We start from the raw sequence: 21,141 nt of genomic DNA, 5'->3' as shown, positions 1-21,141 counted from the left end.
CCTACTAAGCTCACGGTTGCGTGCACTGGGGGGGGTTTTTGGGTTTTGGGGGTCTCGGGGGGGGGGGGGGGCGGCGCCGGGGGGGGGGGGGGGGGGGGGGCCCCGCCGGGGGGGGCCACGTTTCCGGCGATGTTCATGGACTGGGTCTCCCAGCAGACTGAAACGGGTCCAGCTAGGCGGCTTCCTGCAGCGCCCTTTCGTTTACGCCGGCTTGTCCGAGTTGAGTCAGCGCCTCGTCAGTTGCCTTCTCTTCCTCGAGCGTCTGCTGAAGCAGTTGGACGGCGTCATTCAAGCCGAGCAGCCCTGCCCAGGTCACAAGCGTGCCATAGCGGGCAATTTCATAATGCTCAACGGCCTGGGCCGCGGCGACAAGTCCGGCGTCGAGGGCCGGCGCCTCCTGGAACTCCTCCAGAATCTCCTGGCCTTCCTCAAGAATGCCGTCGATGGCCGGACAGGTCTTGCCCTGCGCGCGCTTGCCGAAAATTTCGAACACCTGCTGCAGCCGCTCGACCTGGCCCTCAGTCTCGTCGCGGTGCTTCTCGAACGCGGCGGTCAACTCTTGCGATTCGGCACCCCTGGCCATTTTCTTGAGGGCACTTAAGATCTTACGCTCGGCGTAGTATATGTCCTTCAAGGCTTCGTAAAAGAGATCTTCCAAGCCCTTTGTGCTGCTCTGGGCGCTTTTTTTCGTCGCCATCTCCATCTCCCACTTCGAGTTCAATGCGTCGCGGCATATGGGCTCTAACAACCAAGGCCATCCGTTGTTCCTCGCCCTCAAAGACATCGTGGGAAGCACGAGCAAGGACCCGTGGGCATCTCGCTCCGTTATGGTCGGCACAACCGGCGCCAAACGGCGCCATGTCGCCTCTGCGCTAGCCTAGCCTCGCGGCCGCTTGTTAAGCCGCCTGCCGCGCCTTAACGGCGTTCTCGCCTGGACGATCGAAGTCGATTGCAGGCCACGCTTTCGGCGATCATGTTGACAAGACGGTAGTCGGGGGGCCGCGGCGCCGGAACGACCTGCTCAGAGCTTTGTGGGCAACTGTTGTGAGAACCAGATCGCGCGGCTTTTCGGCACATATTGCATGCCGCAATGGTCGCTCGGCTGCCTCTGCCGGTCTAAACGGGACCCCGGCCTGCGCATCCGGATCGTTGAAGCGGATTGTCGAAAAGGTGTGTCGGGGGTGAAGTAGATCATGCGCTGCCATCGGTTGCGACGATCGAGCGACGATTTCTTCTACTGGTCGCCTGACCGCCGTTTCGCTTGTTCATCGATCCTGCGACACGCGTTCTTGAGAATCTTGAGTGCCTCGTCCTTGGTGAGGCCGCACTTTCGGGCAAAGTAGTTCGCTTCGATGGCCCGTTCGCGATCCGCCCGAGACCCGGTGTTCTGCTTGGCCTTCTTGCCCATCGAGCTATCGTCCCGATTATATCGCCTGCTGGTGATCGAGCGCCGGCGCCGTGGGAGGGCCACGCGCGATCGGGTCACAAATCTTGCAGCTCCACTGCCTGGCTGGAACTGTGGTTTGGCGCGATTGTTCCGAGATCGCAAAACTTTTCAAGAGATGCCTGGCGCCGGACTTAGCTGTGGCCATTCGGGATCTGTCATCCCATCGCTGTGACCTGCAGACGAATTCAGAGCCTCAGCAGTTTTTCGCCGCTTTCATCCCTGACCTCGACGAATAATTGCTGCCTAATCGCGCTCCTTCAGCGCCGCTCTCGCCAGATCTTTTCAAGCCTTCCAGGCCGGCGCGGCTCGCCTCCTCCAGGCCCGTGCAATCTGTCTTGCTGCTCCGATTGGAACCAACACATCGGGCGTGGATTAGCTCAGACAACATGTTCTTTCCAGCACCCGGAGGAAAACGTGCGCGCCCAGTCTTTTTCCTATCTGGAGGCGCTCATTGCGACGCCTTCCCCAAGCGGATTCGAACAGCCCGTCGCCAAGCTCTATCGGGACAACGTCCGCGAGTTTGCAGATAAGGTGACGACCGATGTGCTGGGCAATGTGAGCGCAATCCTGAACCCGGAAGCCGGCTTTCGCGTCATGTACGCTGGGCACATGGATGAAATCGGCTTCATTGTTCATTACATCGATGAAAATGGCTTCCTGTTCTTCAACACAATTGGTGGCACCGACGTCGCTACAGAGATCGGGCAGCGGGTCTGGATACACGGTGCTGAGCGGGTTGCGGGCGTGATTGGTCGCAAGGCCATACAGGCATTCAAATTGTCCGATAGCAGCCAGACTCCCAGCTTGAAGGATCTGTGGATCGATATTGGCGCCAGGTCGCGGGAGGAGGCGGAAAAAGTCGTGAAAATTGGCAGCCCGGTCACTCTGAATGCAAGCTTCACGATGCTTTAGGTGATCGCGCGATGGCACGCGCTTTCGACAATAAGGCGGGCCTCTTTATTGGCACGGAGATCGTAAGGCGGCTCAAACAGGATGGCGGCCTGCATCCCGAGGTGGGCGTATACGTGTTGGGGACGGTTCAGGAGGAGATAGGATCAAGAGGCGCCCAAACAGCAGCCTTCAATCTCGGCCCGCATGCTGCGCTAGCGGTAGACATGGGGGTGGCCATGGATTACCCGCTCGCCAGGGCAGAAGACCAAGGTAAGTTGGACCTTGGGAAAGGTCCCGGACTCTCGCAAGGCCCAAGCACCAACCCCTTAGTGTTCGACCTTCTCAAGGGAGCCGCGGATCGTAGGGGTCTTCCGTATCAGTTGCAGGCCTACGGAGACAAAAGCCCGACCGATGCCCGCCTCCTGCAAACTAGCCGCGGAGGTGCCGCCACGGGACTCTTGTCCGTGCCTCTACGCTACATGCATACCCCATCCGAGGTTTTGTGTCTCGCCGACATCGAAGCGACGATCGAACTAGTGTGCGCGTTTTGCCGCGATGTGCGTCCCGACACGGATTTCACCCCATAGCGCGCCATGGCCTCGCGGATCCACTGCGTCACTCGATGCAATGTGGAACAATCCTCGTAGGCGGATGTTGGGCAAGCCAACCCCCTGGAGGACTGCCGATGTTCATGCACAACAAGCGCCTGCAATACACCGTCCGCGTTTCGGAGCCTAATCCCCGCCTGGCCTGCATGATCATGGAACAATTCGGTGGCGCCGATGGTGAGCTTGCGGCGGCGATGCGGTATTTCACGCAAGGCCTTGGCGAGGATGATCTTGGCCGTCGCGACATGTTGCTCGACATAGCCACTGAAGAACTCAGCCACCTTGAGGTGGTGGGATCGATCGTCACCATGCTGAACAAGGGGCTCAAGGCACAACTTGCCGAGGGCCAGATGAAAGAAGCGGACCTTTATCTGATGATCGGCGCCAGCGGTACAACAGCCAAGGAATCGATCCTGTTCGGCGGTGCTCCCGCGCTGTGCGACTCAGCCGGCGTTCCCTGGACCGCGGCCTATGTCGACTCACGCGGTGAACCTACGGTGGATTTGCGGTCGAATATCGCCGCTGAAGCGCGCGCCAAGATCGTTTACGAACGCCTCATCAACATCACCGATGATCCGGGCATCAAGGACGCGCTCGGCTTCCTGATGACACGCGAGATCGCTCACCAAAAGTCGTTTGAGAAAGCACTCTACGCCATCGAAAACAATTTCCCGTCAGGCAAGCTCCCAGGCATCGAGAAGTACGCCAGCATGTACGTCAATACCTCTCAAGGTGACGGCGATACCAATGGTCCATGGAATTCCGGCGAAGAGTGGGATCGGATCGATGACCTTGAAGAGGTGATGCCCGTCGACGGCGGAGACGGCTTGGCAACCGTCAAGATGGGCGCCAGAGACATGAAGGTTGTGGCCAAGATGGCCGACCGTACTCTTTCTGATCCGGCCTCCGATCCGATCACAGGCGCTGATCTGGGCGCTGGCCCGGGAGCTGGCCGAACCAAGAACGCGGATTTTGGCGGCCCGGCAAGCATTCAGGAGGCCCCGGCCGTGGCAGAGGCTGCTGTCAAACGCGCACGTAAGCGTTAGTTTAGAGCAGCGATGGCGCGCCGAGCAGCGCGGCGGCAATGGCGAGTTTGGCCCGAGTGCCGAATGAATATTCGGAGATCGACCGCTCGATCCCAGCGCCCCAATTCAAGCCGTCCGACGACATCGGCGACAGGCCAGTCGTTCTCGGCGCAGCCGCGGATCGAGGCCACAGCTGGAGGTATTGCCGGCCGATCCGCGCCCCCGGCAGATCGAACGGATCGATGGCGGCTGTGGCGCTGGCCTCGCTCTCTCAGTTCTCCGCGTGACTAAAGACGACGGCGCCGTTGTCTTTACGAACTTCAACTGAAACGATCCCATCGTCACCCTTACGGGTCGGGAACATCGCGATGGCATGGTCTTTTGCCGCCTTCTCCGCGTCGAAGGACACTTTGTCGACGATGCCGCGTCTTCCATACCAGATGACAGTGAAGGGCATTGGCACTCACATGCTTTCCGCTAAGCATATAGGAGATCGGCCCGTCGTGCGACAGATAGGGCGGATAAACTTCAACCGAGACAGTGCCCGGCCTAGCAGGCGGGGTAATTGTTGAGCGATATGTTACCGGCAGACGTCTCGCTACCAATAGCATCCCCAGCTCTTTTGCGCTTCACGCCTCATGTCCAAGCGTGCCTCAAGCGGAGAAGGTATTTTCCCCATGGACGAACTCCACACCAATGCGCGTGAGCGAATTTTCCGCTATCCGTATCCTCGCATCGTCTCCCGACAGCATTCAAACCGATGGATGTTGTTCCAGAAGCAGAATCCTCGTCCGCACCGGCTGCCTCGTAATCGACGAACCCCTCATGCCCAAGGAAGTCGACGATATCGATCCGGATGAGTTCGTCGTCCTCGACAACGAGCACCGGAATGAGCTGCGCCATATGGTTATACGAACAACTTCATCAACTCCACGTGCAGACTAGAGATACGCTCCGAGTGCGGGCGTCATTTCGTTGCCATTTGAAGTTTTTTTCAGACGGGCTATTTAGGTGTCGATTTCCTCTGGTCTGAAGACATGTACGTTCTGAAGCGCAACAATGTTCTGGCTCATGGCACGGGACCTAAAACGATGGTGTTTGCCCACGGCTTCGGCTGTGATCAAAACATGTGGCGTTTTGTCGAGCCTGCATTCCGCCACGATTTTCGCACCGTACTTTTCGACCAGGTAGGGGCTGGGAAGTCCGACCTGTCTGCGTACGACAGCGCTAAATACGCCTCGCTGGACGGCTACGCGGATGACCTCATTGAAATCGGTCGGGCTCTCGAATTGCGGAAAACGGTATTCGTCGGGCATTCCGTCAGCGCAATGATCGGGGTGCTCGCATCCTTGAAGGCACCCGAAATATTCGAGACCCTTGTTTTGGTTGGTCCGTCTCCGCGCTATATAAACGATGACGGCTATGTCGGCGGCTTTTCAGAGGCTGATGTCGAGGGCCTGCTTTCATCTCTAGCCGACAACCACATGGGCTGGTCGGCCGCGATGGCGCCAGCAATCATGGGGAACGCGGATCGGCCGGAACTTGCTGAGGAGCTCACCAACAGCTTTTGTCGAACTGATCCCGACATCGCTCGTGAATTCGCGCGGGCCACATTCACATCCGACAACAGAGCCGACCTGCCGAAAGTCACCGCGCGGACGCTAGTGCTGCAGTGTTCCGACGACATCATTGCCGGCGATCAAGTCGGTGAGTACGTCCGCGACCACATCGCGGGCAGTAAATTGGTTCACCTCGACGCGGTCGGCCACTGCCCAAATCTCAGCTCGCCGCACGAAGTTGTTGCGGCGATACGGTCGTTCGTCTGACTACACAATGAACGCTGGTAACAGATACCTCGACCTTTTTGAGAACGCGCCTTGTGGCTACCTCGTTGTAGCTGCCGATGGGCGCATCGACGACGCAAACACTACTTTCTACAAATGGACCGGGTTTTCTAGGGAGGCAGTTGTCGGGAAACGCTTCCGTGACATCCTCAATATCGCCGGAAGAATGTTCTATGAGACACATTTCGCTCCCTTGTTGAGGATGCAGGGCTCCTTTGATGAGGTTGCGTTGGACGTGATGAAGTCGGATGGCGAGAGCCTGTCAGTCCTAGCCAACGCCTGGGAAAAGCGGACGCCCACTGGAGAATTAATTGAGACACGCGTGGCGCTCTTTCGCGCGACGCAGCGTCGACGCTACGAGCGAGAGCTGAGTGAGGCCAGACGCGAGCTGCAGATCGGCCTGAATTCCGCACAACAGACTGCGGAACTGCGCGAGCAGTTCATAGCGGTGCTTGGCCACGACCTTCGAAATCCCCTGGCTTCGATATCTGCTGGCGTCCACATGCTGGCCCGAAGCTCTGACACCAGCGACGAAAAAACCTCCCAAGTCCTGCGCCTCATGCTGGCCAGCGTTTCCCGGATGAGCGGTTTGATCGACAATGTCTTGGATTTCGCGAGAGGTCGACTTGGAGGGGGGCTCGGACTATCGAGGGACCGCGATAACCCGATCCAGCCCGCATTGCAGCAGGTGCTTGACGAGATAAGATCAAGCTACCCGGAGCGTCAGATCGAGGTGTCGTTCAATCTGGACGGACGCATGATCGATGCTGATCATGCGAGGATCGCGCAGCTTTTCTCGAACCTAATGGGAAACGCCATCGCCCATGGCGACCCTGAAACTCCGATCAAGGTAGCCGCGCAGGTTCAGGACGGCCTCTTTAGCCTGTCGGTTGCGAACGGCGGTAAGCCTATTCCGGAATCGGCGCTGCAACGCCTCTTTCAGCCATTTTATCGAGGAGAGGCAAAGAGCCGCCAACAGGGCCTGGGATTGGGGCTCTTCATCGCGTCAGAAATTGCCCGCGCCCATGGTGGAAGCTTGGACGTAGTCTCCGATGTGGAGCAAACGCGCTTTAGTCTCCGTATCCCCGCAAATTGATCGCACAACTATCTCATGGCTGCTCTCCACCCCCGCTGCCGGAAGGTGACGGGCTCTTTTGTGCGTTAGCGGAACTTGATAGTCGGAACAGGTTCGAAACGGCGGCAGCGTCCCCGCTGCCGGTCGAGGTCCCTCGGCCGAGTCCGCCTCTGCCTGCCAGTGGGGCGGACCCACTTTCGATTCAAGGCAACCTTGCTCCCAGGATGGAAGTTTGGATCGCGCTTGGTTTTCCTAGCCGAGCAGGACACCGGAAGGCCGTCACCCTCCTTCCTCACTGGCGGCCGCGAAGTCAGTCTACGATTGATGGGAAATTTTTTACCAAACTGTAAATTCAACGGTATTCTGGTAGGAGGCCAAACTGTCCAGGCGCGGATCCGCAAATATCGCCCTTGGCGTGCTACCATCCGAGGATTGGGCTGACTGGTCACTACAACCCGAGCCGCTGGCGAAGGCCATCATTGAGACCGTGGAGCGTCTGACGAGTAGACCGGCCGCTGAAGGCACGACTAGAGGGGGCCTTGGCTTTGAGACCTGCCCGAAGCCGAGCTGCAAACGGGTTCCAGCCTTACGAAAAGGTTGCATGGGTTTCTCCAGGTTGGCCCGCCGCTGAGGTCACAGCGACGGGCCCTGCACCAGAGCTTGGACTTGAGGGAGGGAGTTCTCACACCAAGCACGTTCCACAACTTAGATTCCGGATGCATGTTCCTAAGGCCGGCGCAAAAACTTTATGACCCACCAAATACAACAATGCCCCTGCCAGACTCCTGGCGATTCTGCGAAAGGCCGGCATCTCGATTGAGACGTCCGCGCAGGCGGCTAGGACTCGCCGTCACACGGCGCGATGTTATCTGAGCGCGTCAAGAATCGCCGGGAAACGCGGAGCTTCAGTTCGATGCGATGGGCCCGACACGAACGTCAGGGATCTGTAAGCCAGGTCCGAATACAGGGTGGCTGCGGCATATGCCCCAAGCGAGGGCTGGATGGGGTGACAGCGAGCCGTTCCGATAAAAGCGGTAACCAAAGCGGCATACAGAATTGTGGCGGCGATGCCGACCATGCCGAAGCGTGCCAGCAGCTTGAGCGCGTCGTCGCCGGCAGACCGATGCTCAGGCACGCGCACTAGACACATACTCTCTACGCGGATGAAGGACCCTTATCGTTATGCTTGTCTCTGCCGGCGGCGCCACATTCTATTGGTGGTGGCGAGACCGCTATGACCTTCAGGGCGGGCTAGCGACTGAGCGCCTTCGAAGGTGAAAGTAATTCCCGCGTCCTCAAACGCTTGGCGCATGGCCGCGATCTTGTGGGGACGCGGATTTCGAATACCGTTCTCAAAATCTCTGATCGCCATTTCGCTGAGACTGGCTTTTGCGGCAAGGCGCACCCGCGACCAGTTCAGCAGGGCGCGTGCTGTTCTCGATTGAGCTGCTGAGAGTTGGGTTCGGCTGTCCATAGGATGTGAACATTCGATAACTCTAAAATGTTCCTTCGATCTGTGCGACATCGGATGATCGATCTTCCCCGCGAGGGGACGGTCGTTACGAGCGATGTCTCAGCGATGCATGTGACAGGCTACAGGCGGCGCCGGGACGAGAGTGTGGGACAAGCAGCGGGCGGGTGAAACGAGGGCTGCCGCTTGGCGGCGTCCGCCCGCTATCGGGACCAACCCTGTCGCGGCTTGTTGACCTATGCTGGTTGGTCCCAGCACACTCCAGAACCTGCCCGCCATCTTCCCGGTGGGCTTTTTGTGAATCAGCGGAACCTGATATGCTGCGGCAGGTTGAAAAAGCGGCAGCGTCCCCCGCTGCCGGTCGAGGCCCCCAAGCCTCGGTCGGGTCCGCCTCTACCCGCAAGTGGGGGCGGACCCACTGAGTCTTGCGGACCAGGCAACCTGATTTCCGAAATCCATCATTGCTGGTCAGTGACGGGGCCTTCGCGCTGGCGCTGCTACACACCTTGCAGGCACTCTATCGTGTCTGGGCCCGACTGAAGCCCGACATGGACTCGCAAAGGTCCGACCCTGAAACAACGGAGCCTTTTCTACATTTGGAAATGTGACCGTCGATCATCGTCCCTTCGTCGGCGGTTGGCTGAGTACCCGCCACGGCTCGGTGGCGTGGTGGGTACTCATTCATGGAGAGCGCATGTGAGGTGCAGCGTGGTGAAGGCTGATGAGCCGCCTACCTTATCTAGATCGCCTGGACGATCTCGTTCAAGCAATTTCCCATCGAAGGGGAGATCCTGCGTGCGGAGTGCCAATTATTCGCTACGTCTTGGCGAAAATCGAAGAAGATCTACGGGAATGGTTGGCGGGGCCTGGGAGTTCCGAGTAGCGCGGCTTCGACTTATACTGTTTCCGGGATCCGGAAACTGGACTATCCTCCCACGGGTCTTGCGACTCCAGCCGCTCGGGCCAAGCCGTTCCTGTCCGAGGCAGCTAGTTTTTTCATGGCGACGAAAAATCACCGCAGCATAACAAGTACCCGCTTCAGCAAAAGCTAACGGAGCAATCTTCAGCAGCCAAGGTTCGGAACGCTGGAAGCCTCGTACTGGGTGGAAGCTTCCGCAGCCCGTCTCGCGGCATCGGCAAATGAGTGCGAGACGGCTGTTTCGCGTTCGATTTGAGCGCCCTAGGACCTGCGGCCCGCCGCCTATTGAGGCGCCGGCGGCGGACCCTGTATAAGCGGTCCATAGGGGATCGACCGCTCAGAGGGTCAATGTGCAAGATCGCTTAGCGAAGCTTCGCATTGTCTGCTCACCGCACGTCAGGCAGGTTAGAGCTATCCTGCATGCCGCTTGCCGGGATTACGGGCCCACGATCGGGTAGCTTCGTCCTCTCCATCGAACTTTCATCGTCTAGAAGCGTTCGGTCCGCTCGGTCAACAGTGTAACGATCAGGGAAGCGCAGAGGAAAGCACGTGCGGTAACGGTTGATTCAACCATTGCTGGTATATTAGGTGTGAGTGGCGGCTCCGGCATTCGGGCGGGCGCTTCAGTGCCGGAGCCGCCTGCGCAGTCCGGTTGGGTTTTGACCGCGCCGTCCTATAACGGGGCAGCGCGGTCAATGACTCGTTAAAATGCTACGAGACTAATTAAGCGTGTGCTAAATTGAATCGCAGTTTGCGAGTCAGTTCATGCGTTTGAAGTTCATCAAGCCGCAGGAGCCTGTCCTGGCGCTGAAGCCGCCGGTTAGCAACGGCTGGCTGTGCGAAATCAAAGATGATGGCTGTTGCACCCAGATCATTCTCGATTGGGCCGGCGCGCTCACCTTCACCCGCATGGGGATAGACCGGCTGAAACGTCACCGGCCTGTCGTCACTGCCGCCGAGCAGCTGAAAGCGAAATCCTTCATTCCCGGCGGCGAGATGATCGCGCCGCAGCCGGGCGGCCGGCCGAACTTTCACGCGATGCATTCGCGCATGGCGTGGAATGCCGAGCTGCTCGCCTTCGTCGCCTTCGATATCCTGCACAAAAGTGGCGAAGATCTGCGCTGGCGGCCAGCGGTCGAGCGCAAGGCAATCCTGCGGGAGCTCATCCAGCCGGCCGAAGGCATCGTCCAGTGCAGCCAGCATGTCGAAGGCGGTGTCGAGATCTACGAAGCGGCCGATCGGATGAGCCTCAAAAGTATCGTCTCGAAGCGCAAGGTCACCCCTTACCGCAGCGGGGCAAAGGATGCAGTCTGGCTGAAGTGCTGGGACATTGATTTTGAACTTATTGGGATCAAGCGGCAGCCCGGCGAGTGGACAGAGAGGCTGTTCGCACGACACGTCAAGAATGTCGGCAAGGCGGTGATCGCCAAAACCGATGCAATCAAGAACTGGCTCTGGACACGCGAGCAGAAGGCCAAGGCCGGGCCACCGAATGGCGTTCCCACGGCGCAGGTCACGCCTGAGGTCGAATGGGTGAAGCCGGACATCAACGCTCGCGTCCGGACGCTACGCGGCGAGCCCAAGCTGCGCAATGCTCCCGTGCAGGATCTGTGGGAGATCAACAGTGGTGGCGCTGGCTGAGGAAGACAGATCGGAAAAGTTGCCCAGTTATGCCGCATCCGCGGCCGGGCTCCTCGCGGCCATGGGCAACGAGAAGCGACTTCTGTCTCTGTTCATAATGGCCAAAGGCGAGATACGGGTCCGCGATCTGGCATTTCGGGTTGGACTGAGCCAACCCGCTCTCTCTCAGCATCTTGTCATGTTGCGGAAATTTGATTTGGTTGCCAAGAGACACGAAAGGAACACAACCTTTTATTCGTGCACCGACCGGGCTCTGAAGCTCATTCAGCTTTTGGAAAGATGGGTAGAAAACGACATGCTTTCTGACCTCAATCCGTGACAGCCAGTCGGTTCGGTGATGGCCTGTGGCAAGGGAGTTCGACTGTTCGTTTGCAAGTAGTTGGACCGCGCATTACGGCAGCGTATCAGTTTGAAATTTGACGCCGCGCTTATCGCGAACCGGGGCAGATCGTGGGCGCCCCGTCGCGACGACGTGTGCGCTCAACAGTGCACATTTTGACAGCGACGGATCGTCGGGGAGGCGCTATCGCGGAATGGCCGACGGGCTACCTAGACCATCAGGTTTAATTGCTGGATTCCTATTGTGCCGGTAGCGTAACTGAGCTGGGGCGTCCAGCACTGGCCGGCACGGCGTGATCCACCCCCAAATTCGCAACCGTGCCGGCCTTCGTTAGGTCAGACGCTACCCCATGGCAGGGTGGCCGGTCAGCTTCCCGGCCTAGACTGAAGTGCGTTGTCGATAGGTCTTGCTGCGGTGGCGGCATGACCAAACGCAACGGCAATTTGATTGAGGCCCTCAGCCACGTCTCCAATGGCATAGAGGCCCGCAGTGGACGTTTCGAGGTGTCGGCTGACCAGAACATATCCTTGCGCGTCACACCCTGCACCGAGTGCGACGGCAAGTTTCAGAGCGCACATCAGAGCCCATTGCGGGGTACACCACATCCACGTCCCGCATTGGCGCACCGTCGGCCATGACAACGTCGAACCCGGTTGCCCGAGCGACCAGATTCTCGACGGTGTCCCAGATTCGATGACGCCTGCCGAGGCCATGCCGCGAGCGTCCTCGGAAATATCCTCCGGATAGCTGGCGAGCAAGGTGACCTGACCCCTGTACTCCTTCAAGAACAGGGCCTCCTTGAGTGCCAGATGCACTGGGCCTACGACGCCGATGCGCTTGCCCACGGGCTCGTAGGCGTCGCAGACCGGACACAGTCGGACGGTGCCGGCCGCCACCGCCTCCTCCAGCTCTTCTATTGCCGGGGCCTTGTCCACAATCCCGGTTGCAAGAACCATGCGCTGTGCTCGGATGGTCCCGAAGGTGGTCGTCAGCAGAAAGGTCCCGTCGCGCTTCTCGGCGCCCGCTACACGACCGTCCACAACGCCTGCACCGTGCCTGGGCTTTGAGACGGCCGAGCAACTCTGGCGCGCCTACGCCGTCCGGGAAGCCAGGACAGTTATGCGATTTTGGAATGAGCTTGGCTCGTGCGTCGCCAGCGTCGACCAAGATCACCGAACGCAAGAATCTCGCCAGATACATGCCTGCCGCAAGTCCTGCGGGGCCGCCGCCGACAATCGCCACGTCAAACACATGACCGGAGGAAGAACTTGGCATTGCGCCTAACATTGCCCAAAGGATCTTGTTCCCTGCTTTGGCAGGGGGATGAGTAGCTGACGGTCAGGCCTTCAAGGTGGATTTTCGCGGCAACTCGTCGAGGTGTCTCTCACCGGGCGGCGGTGCGCGCCTCGATTTGATTTGCGCGGTCTGCGACACCGAGGGGTTCCAGCTTTTGCAAGGCTTCAATTCCAGGTGCCCGAAAATGCCGACATGGCATTTCACCGGCCAACTTGCCATTAGACGAGCGACCGTTCGCATTACCCGGGCCCACGCGATTGGACCGAATCGACCTAACGGGAAAACCTAGCCTGATAGTTCTGTCCTTCCGACTCGGAGTGGCGCGATGCCCACCGTCTGAAGGTCGCTCAGATTTTCTGACCAGTCGAGGTGCAGACTATCATAGTTGATTGTTGCTGCCGGTGACCTAGCGTAATCAAAGGCTCACGTAGCTTTCCAACAGAGGACGGTATGTTGTATCCAGGTGGATTTTTAGAACCGAGCGACATTGTGATGCTTGCCCGTGTTTGTGAGACGGTCTGCAAAGAGCGCGGCGTACCTGTTGCTTCGCGGGCGGGAGAGCGCACGGCTGCGCACGTACTCAGGCTGTTCATGAACGGTTTGAGTGGGGAGAATGAGCTGCTCGATGCTGAGAGGAACTGGGCTCGACGGAGTGATCTGGCTTTCGAGAAGTCTGCTGTCAGCTACGATGACACAAGAGAGGCCGCGTGATTAGCTTCCTGAGAATCGAAGTAGCGAAGAAAACCGCTCGCTCCACGCGACGAGCCCCAGAGGCACCCTCTGCATAGAGCGGGGTGTTGCTGCGGCACTCTTAAGGTGATGTAAAGCTTCCGCACGCAGCCCGATTCGTGGGCGATCGGCTCTGTTGGAAATTTGGTGGTGAGACTAAGGACAATCGACGCGTAGTGTGTTCCGGGCGATCTTCCAGGCGGACTCGACATGCCGCCGCGCTGCTGCTTCCGCCGCTTCCGGCTTGTGTGCGCGGATCGCATCCATGATCTCGTTCATCTCGGCGATCGCCGCTTCGCGCCGGTTGGTCGAGACGATTGTCATCGAACGAAGCTGGTTGATGCGGACATTCAGCCCGGAGACGATTTCCCAGGCGACACGCTTGTCGGCGGCCTCGAACAGTGCCTCGTAGAATTTGGTCGTCGCCCGCATCACCGCAGGCGGCGTCGCCGACGCCCACGCATCGAACAAATCCGCCAGCGCCCCTTCGAGCGTTGCCAACTGCTCGCCGGTGGCCGACAGGGCACAGGCTCGGGCCGCGATGCCTTCAAGCAGAGCCCGAAGCTCGTAGATCTCGTCGGTACGGCCGAGGTCCGGCCTGGCGACGGCCGGCCCATGCCCAGGGATCATCTGCACGAGCCCCTCTGCCTCCAGCTGCCGCAGTACCTCACGCACGACGGAACGGCTGACGCCGAGCTGGTCGCAAAGCGGCCGTTCGACAAGCCTTTCGCCAGGCTGGAAATGGAAATCCATGATCGCTTCGCGCATGCGCTCCAGCGCCAGCGTCCTCAAGGTCTTGGAGCTGCGGTCGATGCGAAGCGTGTCGTCTAGCATGTATGCCTCCTGCGCCGCTACGAAAACAGATTCGATGCCCGGTTGACAAGGCACTTGGCGCTCCATAGCATGGTATACCATAAGATGATAGCGGGATTGGATGTCCCGAGGCGCCACCTACCCGAGGAATTCCATGCAGCCCGCCATTCGTAAGATCGTTACCTATACCGAGAACACGCTGATCGAAGGCGGCAAGGCCGCCCCCCGGCCGCTGCGCCTTATCGGCGTCGCAGCGGTGCTGACCAATCCTTGGGCCGGTCGCGGCTTCACCGACGATCTGTCGCCCCAAATCCGAGCCTGTGCGCCGGTGCTGGGAGAGATCCTGACCCACGAGATCGTTGCCGCCGCCGGTTCCGGCGAGGCTATCGAGGGCTATGGCAAGGCCGCCATCTGCGGTACGTCGGGCGAGATCGAGCATGCGTCGGCGTTGATCCATACGCTGCACTTTGGCAACCACTATCGGCGTGCCGTAAGCGCCAAGACCTACCTTGCCTTCACCAATCTGCGCGGCGGGCCGAACACCCCGATCATCATTCCGCTGATGGACAAAAATGACGAAGGGCGGCGCTCGCATTACCTCACCGTGCATTTCCAGATCGGCGATGCACCGGCGCCCGACGAGCTGGTTGTGGCGCTCGGCGCCTCGATCGGCGGCCGCCCGCATCATCGAATCGGCGACCGCTACCAGGACCTCAAAGAGCTTGGGGACGTGCATGGCTGACGCTTCCGCATCGGCATGGGTTCGACGGGGTGCGGCGCCCGACGGCACCGGCTTCATCCGTGTCGGCGCGGGCGCACCGGTGCTTTTTATTCATGGCGTTGGTATGAACGCCGAGATCTGGCAGCCGCAGATCGAGCGGATGTCCGATAGCTTCGACGTCATCGCCATCGACATGCTCGGCCACGGTCAGTCGCCGCTGCCGCCGCAGAACCCAGAACTCGCCGACTATGCTGATCAGGCCATTCGCCTGCTCGACCATCTCGGCCTCGACAAAGTATCCGTCATCGGCCACTCGATGGGCGCGCTCGTTGCCCAGGAACTCGCGCTACGCGCAGCCGAGCGCGTCCGCCGCATCGTCTCGCTGAATGCCGTGTTCCGGCGGCCACCTGAACTGGCCGAAGCTGTTCGCCAGCGCGCGGTGGCGCTTACCGGCAAGAGTGACGTGACCGGCACGGCACAGACCATTGCCCGCTGGTTCGGAGATCCGGTGCCGGTCGAGCTCGAGGCGGCTGCACGGAAGACGGCCGCCGTACTGGGTGCCGTCGACCCGGAAGGTTATGCTCGCACCTATCGCCTGTTCGCTCGTGCCGACAGCGACCACGCTGACCGCCTGCCGAGGCTAGCCGTACCGGCCCTGTTCATGACCGGTTCCGAGGACAGGAATTCTTCGCCGGCAATGTCGGCCGCGATGGCGCGGCTGGCGCCGCATGGCCGCTGCACAGTGCTCTCAGGCGAGCGGCATATGATGGCGGTGGCGGATCCCGGCCTGACGACGCGCCATATCGTCGACTTCCTCAAAGAAGGCGAAGCGATCGAGCAAGACAGCGCTGCCGCGGCGAACACCGGGTTCGACGGCAGCGAGTTCCGCCGTGCGCTGGGTTCCTTCCTCACCGGCGTCACCATCGTCACCACCATCGGGCCCGAAGGCGAGCCGCGCGGCTTCACCGCCAACTCCTTCACCTCGGTGTCGCTTGATCCACCTTTGGTGCTGGTCTGCATCGCTCATAAGGCGGTTGGCCATCCTGTCTTTGCGACATCGAAAAGCTTCGCCATCAACGTCCTCAACGAGGATCAGAAGGCAGCGTCCGGCATATTCGCCTCGAAAGCGGCCGACAAGTTCGCCGCCGTTGCCTGGCGACCGGGACGAACGGGCAGCCCCGTGCTGGACGGCTCCGTCGCATCCTTCGACTGCGACATGGAGCGGCTGGTCGATGCCGGTGATCATTCGATCCTCATTGGCCGCGTCCGCGATTTCGAGCACAATTCCGCGCAGCCGCTCGGCTATTGCCGCGGCGCGTATGTCGCGCCCGGCCTCAGCCAGGACGCGCTGGCAGCCACCCAGCCCGGCACCGATGTCGGCGCCATCCTCGAGAATGGCGGCCGGATCCTGTTCCTGGACACGGCGGATGGTTTTGAACTGCCGCGCGGTCGGGGTCTGGGTGCGGCTGGCGATGGGAAAAGCCTGCGAGGGGTGCTTGCCGCGAGGGCCATCGAGGCCAAGCTGGGCTTCCTTTTCGCCGTCTGGGACGATGCCAGAGATGTTTCGCGCACACATGTCTACTATCGCGGCACGTTCGACGTGCCCGCTTCCAGCGATCGCGGCATCAGGCTGGTCGAGATCCACGCGATCGAGGAGTTGAAAATCGCCGATCCGGCGATCCGCTCGATGCTCGCACGCTATGTCAAGGAATGCTCAGTGGATGCATTCGGCGTCTATGTCGGCAACGATGTCGAAGGCGAGGTCCGGCCGCTCGCCAGGACCGCCGGTTCCACAGCACCCAACACAGGTGACCAGCGATGAAATTCTCGCTCTTCGTGCATATGGAACGGTCGGACCTCGCCAAGCCGCATTCCGAGCTCGTGACCGAGCTCGAGGAGTTGGTCCTGATGGCCGAACAGGCCGGATTCGAGACCGCCTGGATCGGCGAGCATCACGGCATGGAATTCACCATTTCGCCCAATCCTTTTATCAATATCGCTTATCTCGCGGCCAAAACCAGCCGGATCCGTCTCGGTACCGGAACCGTGATCGCGCCCTTCTGGCATCCGATCAAACTTGCCGGCGAAGCGGCGATGGCCGACGTCATTAGCGGTGGTCGGCTCGACATCGGCATCGCGCGCGGCGCCTACAGTTATGAATATCAGCGTATTTTTCCAGGCCTCGACGCCTGGGGCGCCGGCCAGCGCATGCGTGAGATCATACCGGCGATCCGCGGCCTCTGGGAAGGCGACTTCGAGCTCTCAGGCGAGTTCTGGCAGTTCCCGCCCACCACCTCCTCGCCCAAGCCGCTGCAGAAACCCTACCCCCCGATCTGGGTGGCGGCGCGCGATCCGAACTCGCACGATTTTGCCGTTTCCCATGGATGCAAGGTGCAGGTGACGCCGCTGGCTTCTGGCGACGACGAGGTGGCGACCCTGATGCAGCGCTTCAACGGAGCCTGCGCCGCGCATCCCGAGATCGAACGGCCGGAGATTATGCTTTTGATGCACACCTTCGTCGCCGAGGACGCAGCCGATGCCGATCGCCTCACCCAGGACCTGTCGGCCTTTTACTGCCAGTTCGGCGCCTGGTTCCAAAACAAGAAGCCGGTGCACCAAGGCATATTGGAACCGCTGACGGAGGACGAGATCGCGGCCATGCCGCAATACGCGCCGGACAGGATCAGGCAGAATCTGGTGATCGGCGAAGCCGACGAAGTCCTCGCTCGACTGAAGGCTTATGAGGCGCTCGGCTACGACCAGTATTCGATCTGGATCGACAGCGGGCTTTCGCATGAGCGCAAAACGAAATCGCTGAAACTGTTCATCGACCGGGTAATGCCGGCTTTCCTCTGATCGCGAGCCCATGACCGACGCTGTTTTCAGGAACTTCATCGACGGCCGCTTCGACGAGCCATCAGCCACGTTCGACAGCGTCGACCCGTCGACCGGCGCGGCCTGGGCCAGGATGCCGGTGGCGAGCGAAGCCGATGTCGACCGCGCCGTCGAGGCGGCGCACCGCGCATTGCGCTCAGACCCATGGCGAAGGATGACAGCGACAGAGCGTGGAAAGCTGCTTGTCAAGCTCGGTGACCTCGTCGCCGCCAATGCCGCGAGCCTTGCCCAACTCGAGACACGCGACACCGGCAAGATCATCCGCGAAACGCGCGCCCAGATCGCCTATGTCGGCGACTACTACCGCTATTATGGCGGGCTCGCCGACAAGCACGAAGGCGCGCATGTGCCGATCGACAAGCCGGATCTCGACGTCACCATTCGTCGCGAGCCGATCGGCGTCGTTGCCGCCGTCGTGCCGTGGAATTCGCAGCTGTTCCTTTCGGCCGTCAAGCTCGGCCCGGCGCTGGCCGCGGGCTGCACAATCGTGCTCAAGGCCTCCGAGGATGGTCCGGCGCCGCTGCTCGCTTTTGCCGAACTCGTCGAGGAAGCCGACTTTCCCTCCGGCGTCGTCAATATCCTCACCGGCTTCGGCCATGAGTGCGGCCAGCGCCTGACCAGCCACAAACTGGTCTCGCGCGTCGCCTTCACCGGCGGCCCCTCGACGGCGCGCGCCATTGTCAGGAATACGGCGGAGAACCTTGCCTACACGACGCTGGAGCTCGGCGGCAAAAGCCCGATCGTCGTCTTTGCCGACGCCGACCTCGACAGCGCCGCCAATGCGGTTGTCGCCGGCATTTTCGCCGCGACCGGCCAGAGCTGCGTCGCCGGGTCACGGTTGCTGATCGAGCGTTCGGTAAAAGATGAGTTCCTCGTCCGGCTGAAGCGCAAGGCCGAAGCGATCCGCATCGGCGACCCACAGGATCCGGCCACAGAAATGGGGCCGCTCGCCACGCTGCGCCAGCGAGACTGGATCGAGAAGGTGGTCGCGGAGAGCCTTGCCGCGGGCGGCAGACTGGTCACCGGTGGAACGCGGCCAACCGGCGACGGCTTCTACTACGCGCCGACTATCATCGACGCCGGCGGCAGCGACCTGCCTTGCGTGCGCGAGGAATTGTTCGGGCCGGTGCTCAGCGTGCTTGCCTTCGACAGCGAGGCGCAGGCACTGGCGCTCGCCAACGATACGCCCTTTGGCCTGGCTTCGGGCGTGTTCACCAGCAATCTCGGCAAGGCGCATCGCATGGCGCGTGACATCCATGCCGGTGTTGTCTGGGTCAACACCTATCGCGCCGTATCGCCGCTCGTTCCGTTTGGCGGTTACGGCCTGTCGGGTCTCGGCCGCGAAGGCGGGCTCGACGCCATCAGAGATTACACGCGCTCGAAATCCGTCTGGATCAAGACGTCGGACGAGCCGATCCCGGATCCCTTCGTCATGCGCTGAGGGATGTGGGGCGCAGGTGCATTGAGAAAAACAAGAACAGACCAACAGAGGAGAATATCATGAAATTGTTTCTGACCGGCTTGCTGGCCGGACTGCTCGCCGCCACCGCTGGCAAGGCCGATGAAATGGCCTTCACAAGTTGGGGTGGCACCACGCAAGAGGCGCAGACGAAATCCTGGGCAGCCCCCTTCGAGGACAACTCCGGCATCAAGGTCCTGCAAGACGGACCAACCGACTACGGCAAGCTCAAGGCCATGGTCGATGCCGGCAACGTTACCTGGGATGTCGTCGACGTGGAGATGGACTTCGCCATCAAGGCCGCCAAGGACGGGCTGCTGGAACCGATCGACTATTCCCTGGTGCCCAGGGCCGATCTCGACCCGCGCTTCAGCAATGAGCATGCCGTCGGCAGCTTCTATTATTCCTTCGTGCTCGCGTGGAACAAGAGTGCCGTAACGGGCGAACCGACCGGCTGGGCCGACATGTTCGACACCAAGAAGTTTCCCGGCAAGCGGACCTTCTACAAATGGTCGGCGCCCGGCGTCATCGAGATCGCGCTGCTCGCCGACGGCGTGCCGGCGGACAAGCTCTATCCGCTTGACCTCGACCGTGCCTTCAAGAAACTCGACACCATCAAGTCCGACATCGTCTGGTGGGGCGGCGGTGCTGAGTCACAGCAGCTGATCGCTTCCGGGGAGGCCGCCTTCGGGCAACTGTGGAACGGGCGCGTCTTTGCCCTTCAGCAGGATGGCACCGATGTCGGAGTCTCCTGGAACCAGAACCTCACCGCCGCCGACGTGCTCGTCGTGCCGAAAGGCGCCAAGAACAAGGGCAGTGCGATGAAGTTCCTTGCCGCTGCGTCCAGCCCGACCGGCCAGGCGAAATTCGCCGAGGCAAGCGGCTATGCGCCGATCAATACCAAGGCCAAGGCTGAGATGCCCGCCGATGCCGTCAAAGCACTCCCCGATGCCCATGTTGAGGGACAGATCAACCTCGACATGAACTACTGGGCCGAGCATCGAGATGAGATCGCCACGCGCTGGTATGCCTGGCAGACCAAGTAACGCCGTTGCAGGTGACGGGCGCGCGGCTTGCGCGCCCCGTTTCGGGACAGGACCGCTCGATGCAAGGAATTTCTTTCAGACGCAGCTCAGTCGCCGGCCTGCCGGCCGGCAGCGGCAGCGCCTTGCCGGCTCTGCTGCTGGTCGGCCTGTTCTTCATCATGCCGGTGGTGGCCCTGCTGCTGCGCAGCGTAACCGATCCTGAACCGGGCCTGCAGAACTACGCGACCCTGTTCGGCAGCGGCACCTATGTGCGGGTGTTCCTCAACACTTTCCTGGTCGCATCGGTCGTAACCGCCGTCACCATCCTGGTGGCCTTTCCCGTTGCCTGGATGCTGGCGATCATGCCGCCGGCCATGGGATCGATCGTCTTCGGCATCATCGTGCTGTCGATGTGGACCAACCTTCTCACCCGCACCTATGCATGGATGGTGCTGCTGCAGCGTACGGGGGTGATCAACCGGGCACTGATGGGGCTCGGCATCATCCACGAGCCGCTACCGCTTATCAATAATCTGGCCGGGGTCACCATTGGCATGGTCTACATCATGCTGCCCTTCATGATCCTGCCGCTGGTGGGCACTTTGCGCGCCATCGACCCTATGACGCTGCGCGCCGCCGCCCTTTGCGGCGCAAGCCCGTTCGAGGCCTTCCGCCGCATCCTCTTGCCGCTGTCTCTTCCGGGCGTCGCCGCCGGCGGTCTGATGGTCTTCGTCATGTCGCTCGGCTACTTCGTCACGCCGGCCCTGCTCGGCGGCACATCGAACATGATGCTGGCAGAGATGATCGCCCAGACGGTGCAGTCGCTACTCAACTGGGGGCTCGGCAGTGCGGCCGCCTTCGTCCTGCTTGTCTTCACCATGGCGCTCTACGCGATCCAGCTTCGCCTGGTTGGTGCCAGGCGCGCCGGGGGAGGGATCTGAC

Annotated in this window: 19 protein-coding genes; 13 read left to right on the top strand and 6 right to left on the bottom strand. The window is 60.7% G+C overall.

All coding sequences use genetic code 11. The features are described 5' to 3' along the window. Positions 1 to 172 precede the first annotated feature (172 nt). Both AC0L24_RS25755 and AC0L24_RS25750 read right to left on the bottom strand, forming a co-directional pair. Entirely contained in the window at positions 173 to 697 is a 525-nt protein-coding gene (locus AC0L24_RS25755) for a YciE/YciF ferroxidase family protein (protein WP_127807842.1), read from the bottom strand. Positions 698 to 1,234: 537 nt separating this feature from the next. Then, positions 1,235 to 1,408, bottom strand: a complete 174-nt coding sequence (locus AC0L24_RS25750) for a hypothetical protein (RefSeq protein ID WP_127395301.1) — start codon at positions 1,406 to 1,408, stop codon at positions 1,235 to 1,237. Between the two features lie 453 nt (positions 1,409 to 1,861). On the opposite strand from AC0L24_RS25750, the gene AC0L24_RS25745 reads away from it, so the two are divergent. From AC0L24_RS25745 to AC0L24_RS25735, 3 genes are all read left to right on the top strand, one after another. Continuing rightward, entirely contained in the window at positions 1,862 to 2,359 is a 498-nt protein-coding gene (locus AC0L24_RS25745; protein WP_292136836.1) for a zinc-binding metallopeptidase family protein, read from the top strand. A gap of 11 nt (positions 2,360 to 2,370) precedes the next feature. Next, the gene (locus tag AC0L24_RS25740) at positions 2,371 to 2,925 is read left to right on the top strand and encodes a M20/M25/M40 family metallo-hydrolase (protein ID WP_292630728.1); all 555 of its coding nucleotides are present in this window, start codon (positions 2,371 to 2,373) and stop codon (positions 2,923 to 2,925) included. A gap of 98 nt (positions 2,926 to 3,023) precedes the next feature. Beyond that, positions 3,024 to 3,992: a manganese catalase family protein gene (locus AC0L24_RS25735; protein ID WP_127395302.1), complete on the top strand. Its 969-nt coding sequence runs from the start codon at positions 3,024 to 3,026 to the stop codon at positions 3,990 to 3,992. Positions 3,993 to 4,242: 250 nt separating this feature from the next. On the opposite strand, the gene AC0L24_RS25730 is transcribed toward AC0L24_RS25735, so the two are convergent. Next, on the bottom strand, positions 4,243 to 4,428 hold the full coding sequence (locus AC0L24_RS25730; RefSeq protein ID WP_127332018.1) for a hypothetical protein: 186 nt from the start codon (positions 4,426 to 4,428) through the stop codon (positions 4,243 to 4,245). 580 nt (positions 4,429 to 5,008) lie between these two features. On the opposite strand from AC0L24_RS25730, the gene AC0L24_RS25725 reads away from it, so the two are divergent. Together AC0L24_RS25725 and AC0L24_RS25720 are read left to right on the top strand one after the other, a co-directional pair. Further along, on the top strand, positions 5,009 to 5,797 hold the full coding sequence (locus AC0L24_RS25725) for an alpha/beta fold hydrolase (RefSeq protein WP_127807839.1): 789 nt from the start codon (positions 5,009 to 5,011) through the stop codon (positions 5,795 to 5,797). Between the two features lie 7 nt (positions 5,798 to 5,804). Continuing rightward, positions 5,805 to 6,911, top strand: a complete 1,107-nt coding sequence (locus tag AC0L24_RS25720; RefSeq protein ID WP_127807838.1) for a PAS domain-containing sensor histidine kinase — start codon at positions 5,805 to 5,807, stop codon at positions 6,909 to 6,911. 1,159 nt (positions 6,912 to 8,070) lie between these two features. On the opposite strand, the gene AC0L24_RS25715 is transcribed toward AC0L24_RS25720, so the two are convergent. Continuing rightward, on the bottom strand, positions 8,071 to 8,364 hold the full coding sequence (locus AC0L24_RS25715) for a helix-turn-helix domain-containing protein (RefSeq protein ID WP_127319055.1): 294 nt from the start codon (positions 8,362 to 8,364) through the stop codon (positions 8,071 to 8,073). 1,681 nt (positions 8,365 to 10,045) lie between these two features. On the opposite strand from AC0L24_RS25715, the gene AC0L24_RS25710 reads away from it, so the two are divergent. Together AC0L24_RS25710 and AC0L24_RS25705 are read left to right on the top strand one after the other, a co-directional pair. Further along, the gene (locus tag AC0L24_RS25710; protein ID WP_473564275.1) at positions 10,046 to 10,921 is read left to right on the top strand and encodes an ATP-dependent DNA ligase; all 876 of its coding nucleotides are present in this window, start codon (positions 10,046 to 10,048) and stop codon (positions 10,919 to 10,921) included. Next, positions 10,905 to 11,240 (top strand): ArsR/SmtB family transcription factor, encoded by a 336-nt coding sequence (locus AC0L24_RS25705; RefSeq protein WP_245481790.1) that lies wholly within the window; start codon positions 10,905 to 10,907, stop codon positions 11,238 to 11,240. Before AC0L24_RS25710 ends, AC0L24_RS25705 begins: the two co-directional genes overlap by 17 nt. 386 nt (positions 11,241 to 11,626) lie before the next feature. On the opposite strand, the gene AC0L24_RS25700 is transcribed toward AC0L24_RS25705, so the two are convergent. Together AC0L24_RS25700 and AC0L24_RS25695 are read right to left on the bottom strand one after the other, a co-directional pair. Further along, positions 11,627 to 12,217, bottom strand: a complete 591-nt coding sequence (locus tag AC0L24_RS25700) for an FAD-dependent oxidoreductase (protein WP_245481789.1) — start codon at positions 12,215 to 12,217, stop codon at positions 11,627 to 11,629. Positions 12,218 to 13,442: 1,225 nt separating this feature from the next. Continuing rightward, complete coding sequence (locus AC0L24_RS25695; RefSeq protein ID WP_127807836.1) at positions 13,443 to 14,120, bottom strand: GntR family transcriptional regulator; 678 nt, start codon at positions 14,118 to 14,120, stop codon at positions 13,443 to 13,445. 133 nt (positions 14,121 to 14,253) lie between these two features. On the opposite strand from AC0L24_RS25695, the gene AC0L24_RS25690 reads away from it, so the two are divergent. Genes AC0L24_RS25690 through AC0L24_RS25665 form a run of 6 tightly spaced genes read left to right on the top strand, consistent with a single transcriptional unit; the run spans position 14,254 to position 21,140 of the window. Next, positions 14,254 to 14,841, top strand: a complete 588-nt coding sequence (locus AC0L24_RS25690) for an amino acid synthesis family protein (protein WP_127268589.1) — start codon at positions 14,254 to 14,256, stop codon at positions 14,839 to 14,841. Then, positions 14,834 to 16,642, top strand: coding sequence for an alpha/beta fold hydrolase (locus AC0L24_RS25685; protein ID WP_127807835.1), 1,809 nt, complete (start codon positions 14,834 to 14,836; stop codon positions 16,640 to 16,642). The genes AC0L24_RS25690 and AC0L24_RS25685 overlap by 8 nt, the downstream gene beginning before the upstream one ends. Beyond that, complete coding sequence (locus AC0L24_RS25680) at positions 16,639 to 17,676, top strand: LLM class flavin-dependent oxidoreductase (protein WP_127397114.1); 1,038 nt, start codon at positions 16,639 to 16,641, stop codon at positions 17,674 to 17,676. The genes AC0L24_RS25685 and AC0L24_RS25680 overlap by 4 nt, the downstream gene beginning before the upstream one ends. A 10-nt stretch (positions 17,677 to 17,686) precedes the next feature. Continuing rightward, positions 17,687 to 19,156 carry an aldehyde dehydrogenase gene (locus AC0L24_RS25675; protein ID WP_127397115.1) on the top strand — a complete coding sequence of 490 codons (1,470 nt, stop codon included), beginning with the start codon at positions 17,687 to 17,689 and terminating at the stop codon, positions 19,154 to 19,156. 59 nt (positions 19,157 to 19,215) lie between these two features. Next, positions 19,216 to 20,220, top strand: a complete 1,005-nt coding sequence (locus AC0L24_RS25670; RefSeq protein WP_127397116.1) for an ABC transporter substrate-binding protein — start codon at positions 19,216 to 19,218, stop codon at positions 20,218 to 20,220. Between the two features lie 59 nt (positions 20,221 to 20,279). Continuing rightward, entirely contained in the window at positions 20,280 to 21,140 is an 861-nt protein-coding gene (locus tag AC0L24_RS25665; protein ID WP_127807834.1) for an ABC transporter permease, read from the top strand. Position 21,141 lies beyond the last annotated feature (1 nt).

The organism is Mesorhizobium sp. WSM4809 (assembly GCF_055811655.1).
The sequence above is the reverse complement of the archived record's forward strand: the minus strand, read 5'-3'. Positions and strand labels throughout refer to the sequence as shown.

Coding starts and splice junctions, on each gene's coding strand:
- AC0L24_RS25755 (WP_127807842.1), bottom strand. CDS start 697: ATGGCGACGAAAAAAAGCGCCCAGAGCAGCACAAAGGGCTTGGAAGAT.
- AC0L24_RS25750 (WP_127395301.1), bottom strand. CDS start 1,408: ATGGGCAAGAAGGCCAAGCAGAACACCGGGTCTCGGGCGGATCGCGAA.
- AC0L24_RS25740 (WP_292630728.1), top strand. CDS start 2,371: ATGGCACGCGCTTTCGACAATAAGGCGGGCCTCTTTATTGGCACGGAG.
- AC0L24_RS25735 (WP_127395302.1), top strand. CDS start 3,024: ATGTTCATGCACAACAAGCGCCTGCAATACACCGTCCGCGTTTCGGAG.
- AC0L24_RS25730 (WP_127332018.1), bottom strand. CDS start 4,428: ATGCCCTTCACTGTCATCTGGTATGGAAGACGCGGCATCGTCGACAAA.
- AC0L24_RS25725 (WP_127807839.1), top strand. CDS start 5,009: ATGTACGTTCTGAAGCGCAACAATGTTCTGGCTCATGGCACGGGACCT.
- AC0L24_RS25720 (WP_127807838.1), top strand. CDS start 5,805: ATGAACGCTGGTAACAGATACCTCGACCTTTTTGAGAACGCGCCTTGT.
- AC0L24_RS25715 (WP_127319055.1), bottom strand. CDS start 8,364: ATGGACAGCCGAACCCAACTCTCAGCAGCTCAATCGAGAACAGCACGC.
- AC0L24_RS25710 (WP_473564275.1), top strand. CDS start 10,046: ATGCGTTTGAAGTTCATCAAGCCGCAGGAGCCTGTCCTGGCGCTGAAG.
- AC0L24_RS25700 (WP_245481789.1), bottom strand. CDS start 12,217: ATGGTTCTTGCAACCGGGATTGTGGACAAGGCCCCGGCAATAGAAGAG.
- AC0L24_RS25695 (WP_127807836.1), bottom strand. CDS start 14,120: ATGCTAGACGACACGCTTCGCATCGACCGCAGCTCCAAGACCTTGAGG.
- AC0L24_RS25690 (WP_127268589.1), top strand. CDS start 14,254: ATGCAGCCCGCCATTCGTAAGATCGTTACCTATACCGAGAACACGCTG.
- AC0L24_RS25685 (WP_127807835.1), top strand. CDS start 14,834: ATGGCTGACGCTTCCGCATCGGCATGGGTTCGACGGGGTGCGGCGCCC.
- AC0L24_RS25680 (WP_127397114.1), top strand. CDS start 16,639: ATGAAATTCTCGCTCTTCGTGCATATGGAACGGTCGGACCTCGCCAAG.
- AC0L24_RS25675 (WP_127397115.1), top strand. CDS start 17,687: ATGACCGACGCTGTTTTCAGGAACTTCATCGACGGCCGCTTCGACGAG.
- AC0L24_RS25670 (WP_127397116.1), top strand. CDS start 19,216: ATGAAATTGTTTCTGACCGGCTTGCTGGCCGGACTGCTCGCCGCCACC.
- AC0L24_RS25665 (WP_127807834.1), top strand. CDS start 20,280: ATGCAAGGAATTTCTTTCAGACGCAGCTCAGTCGCCGGCCTGCCGGCC.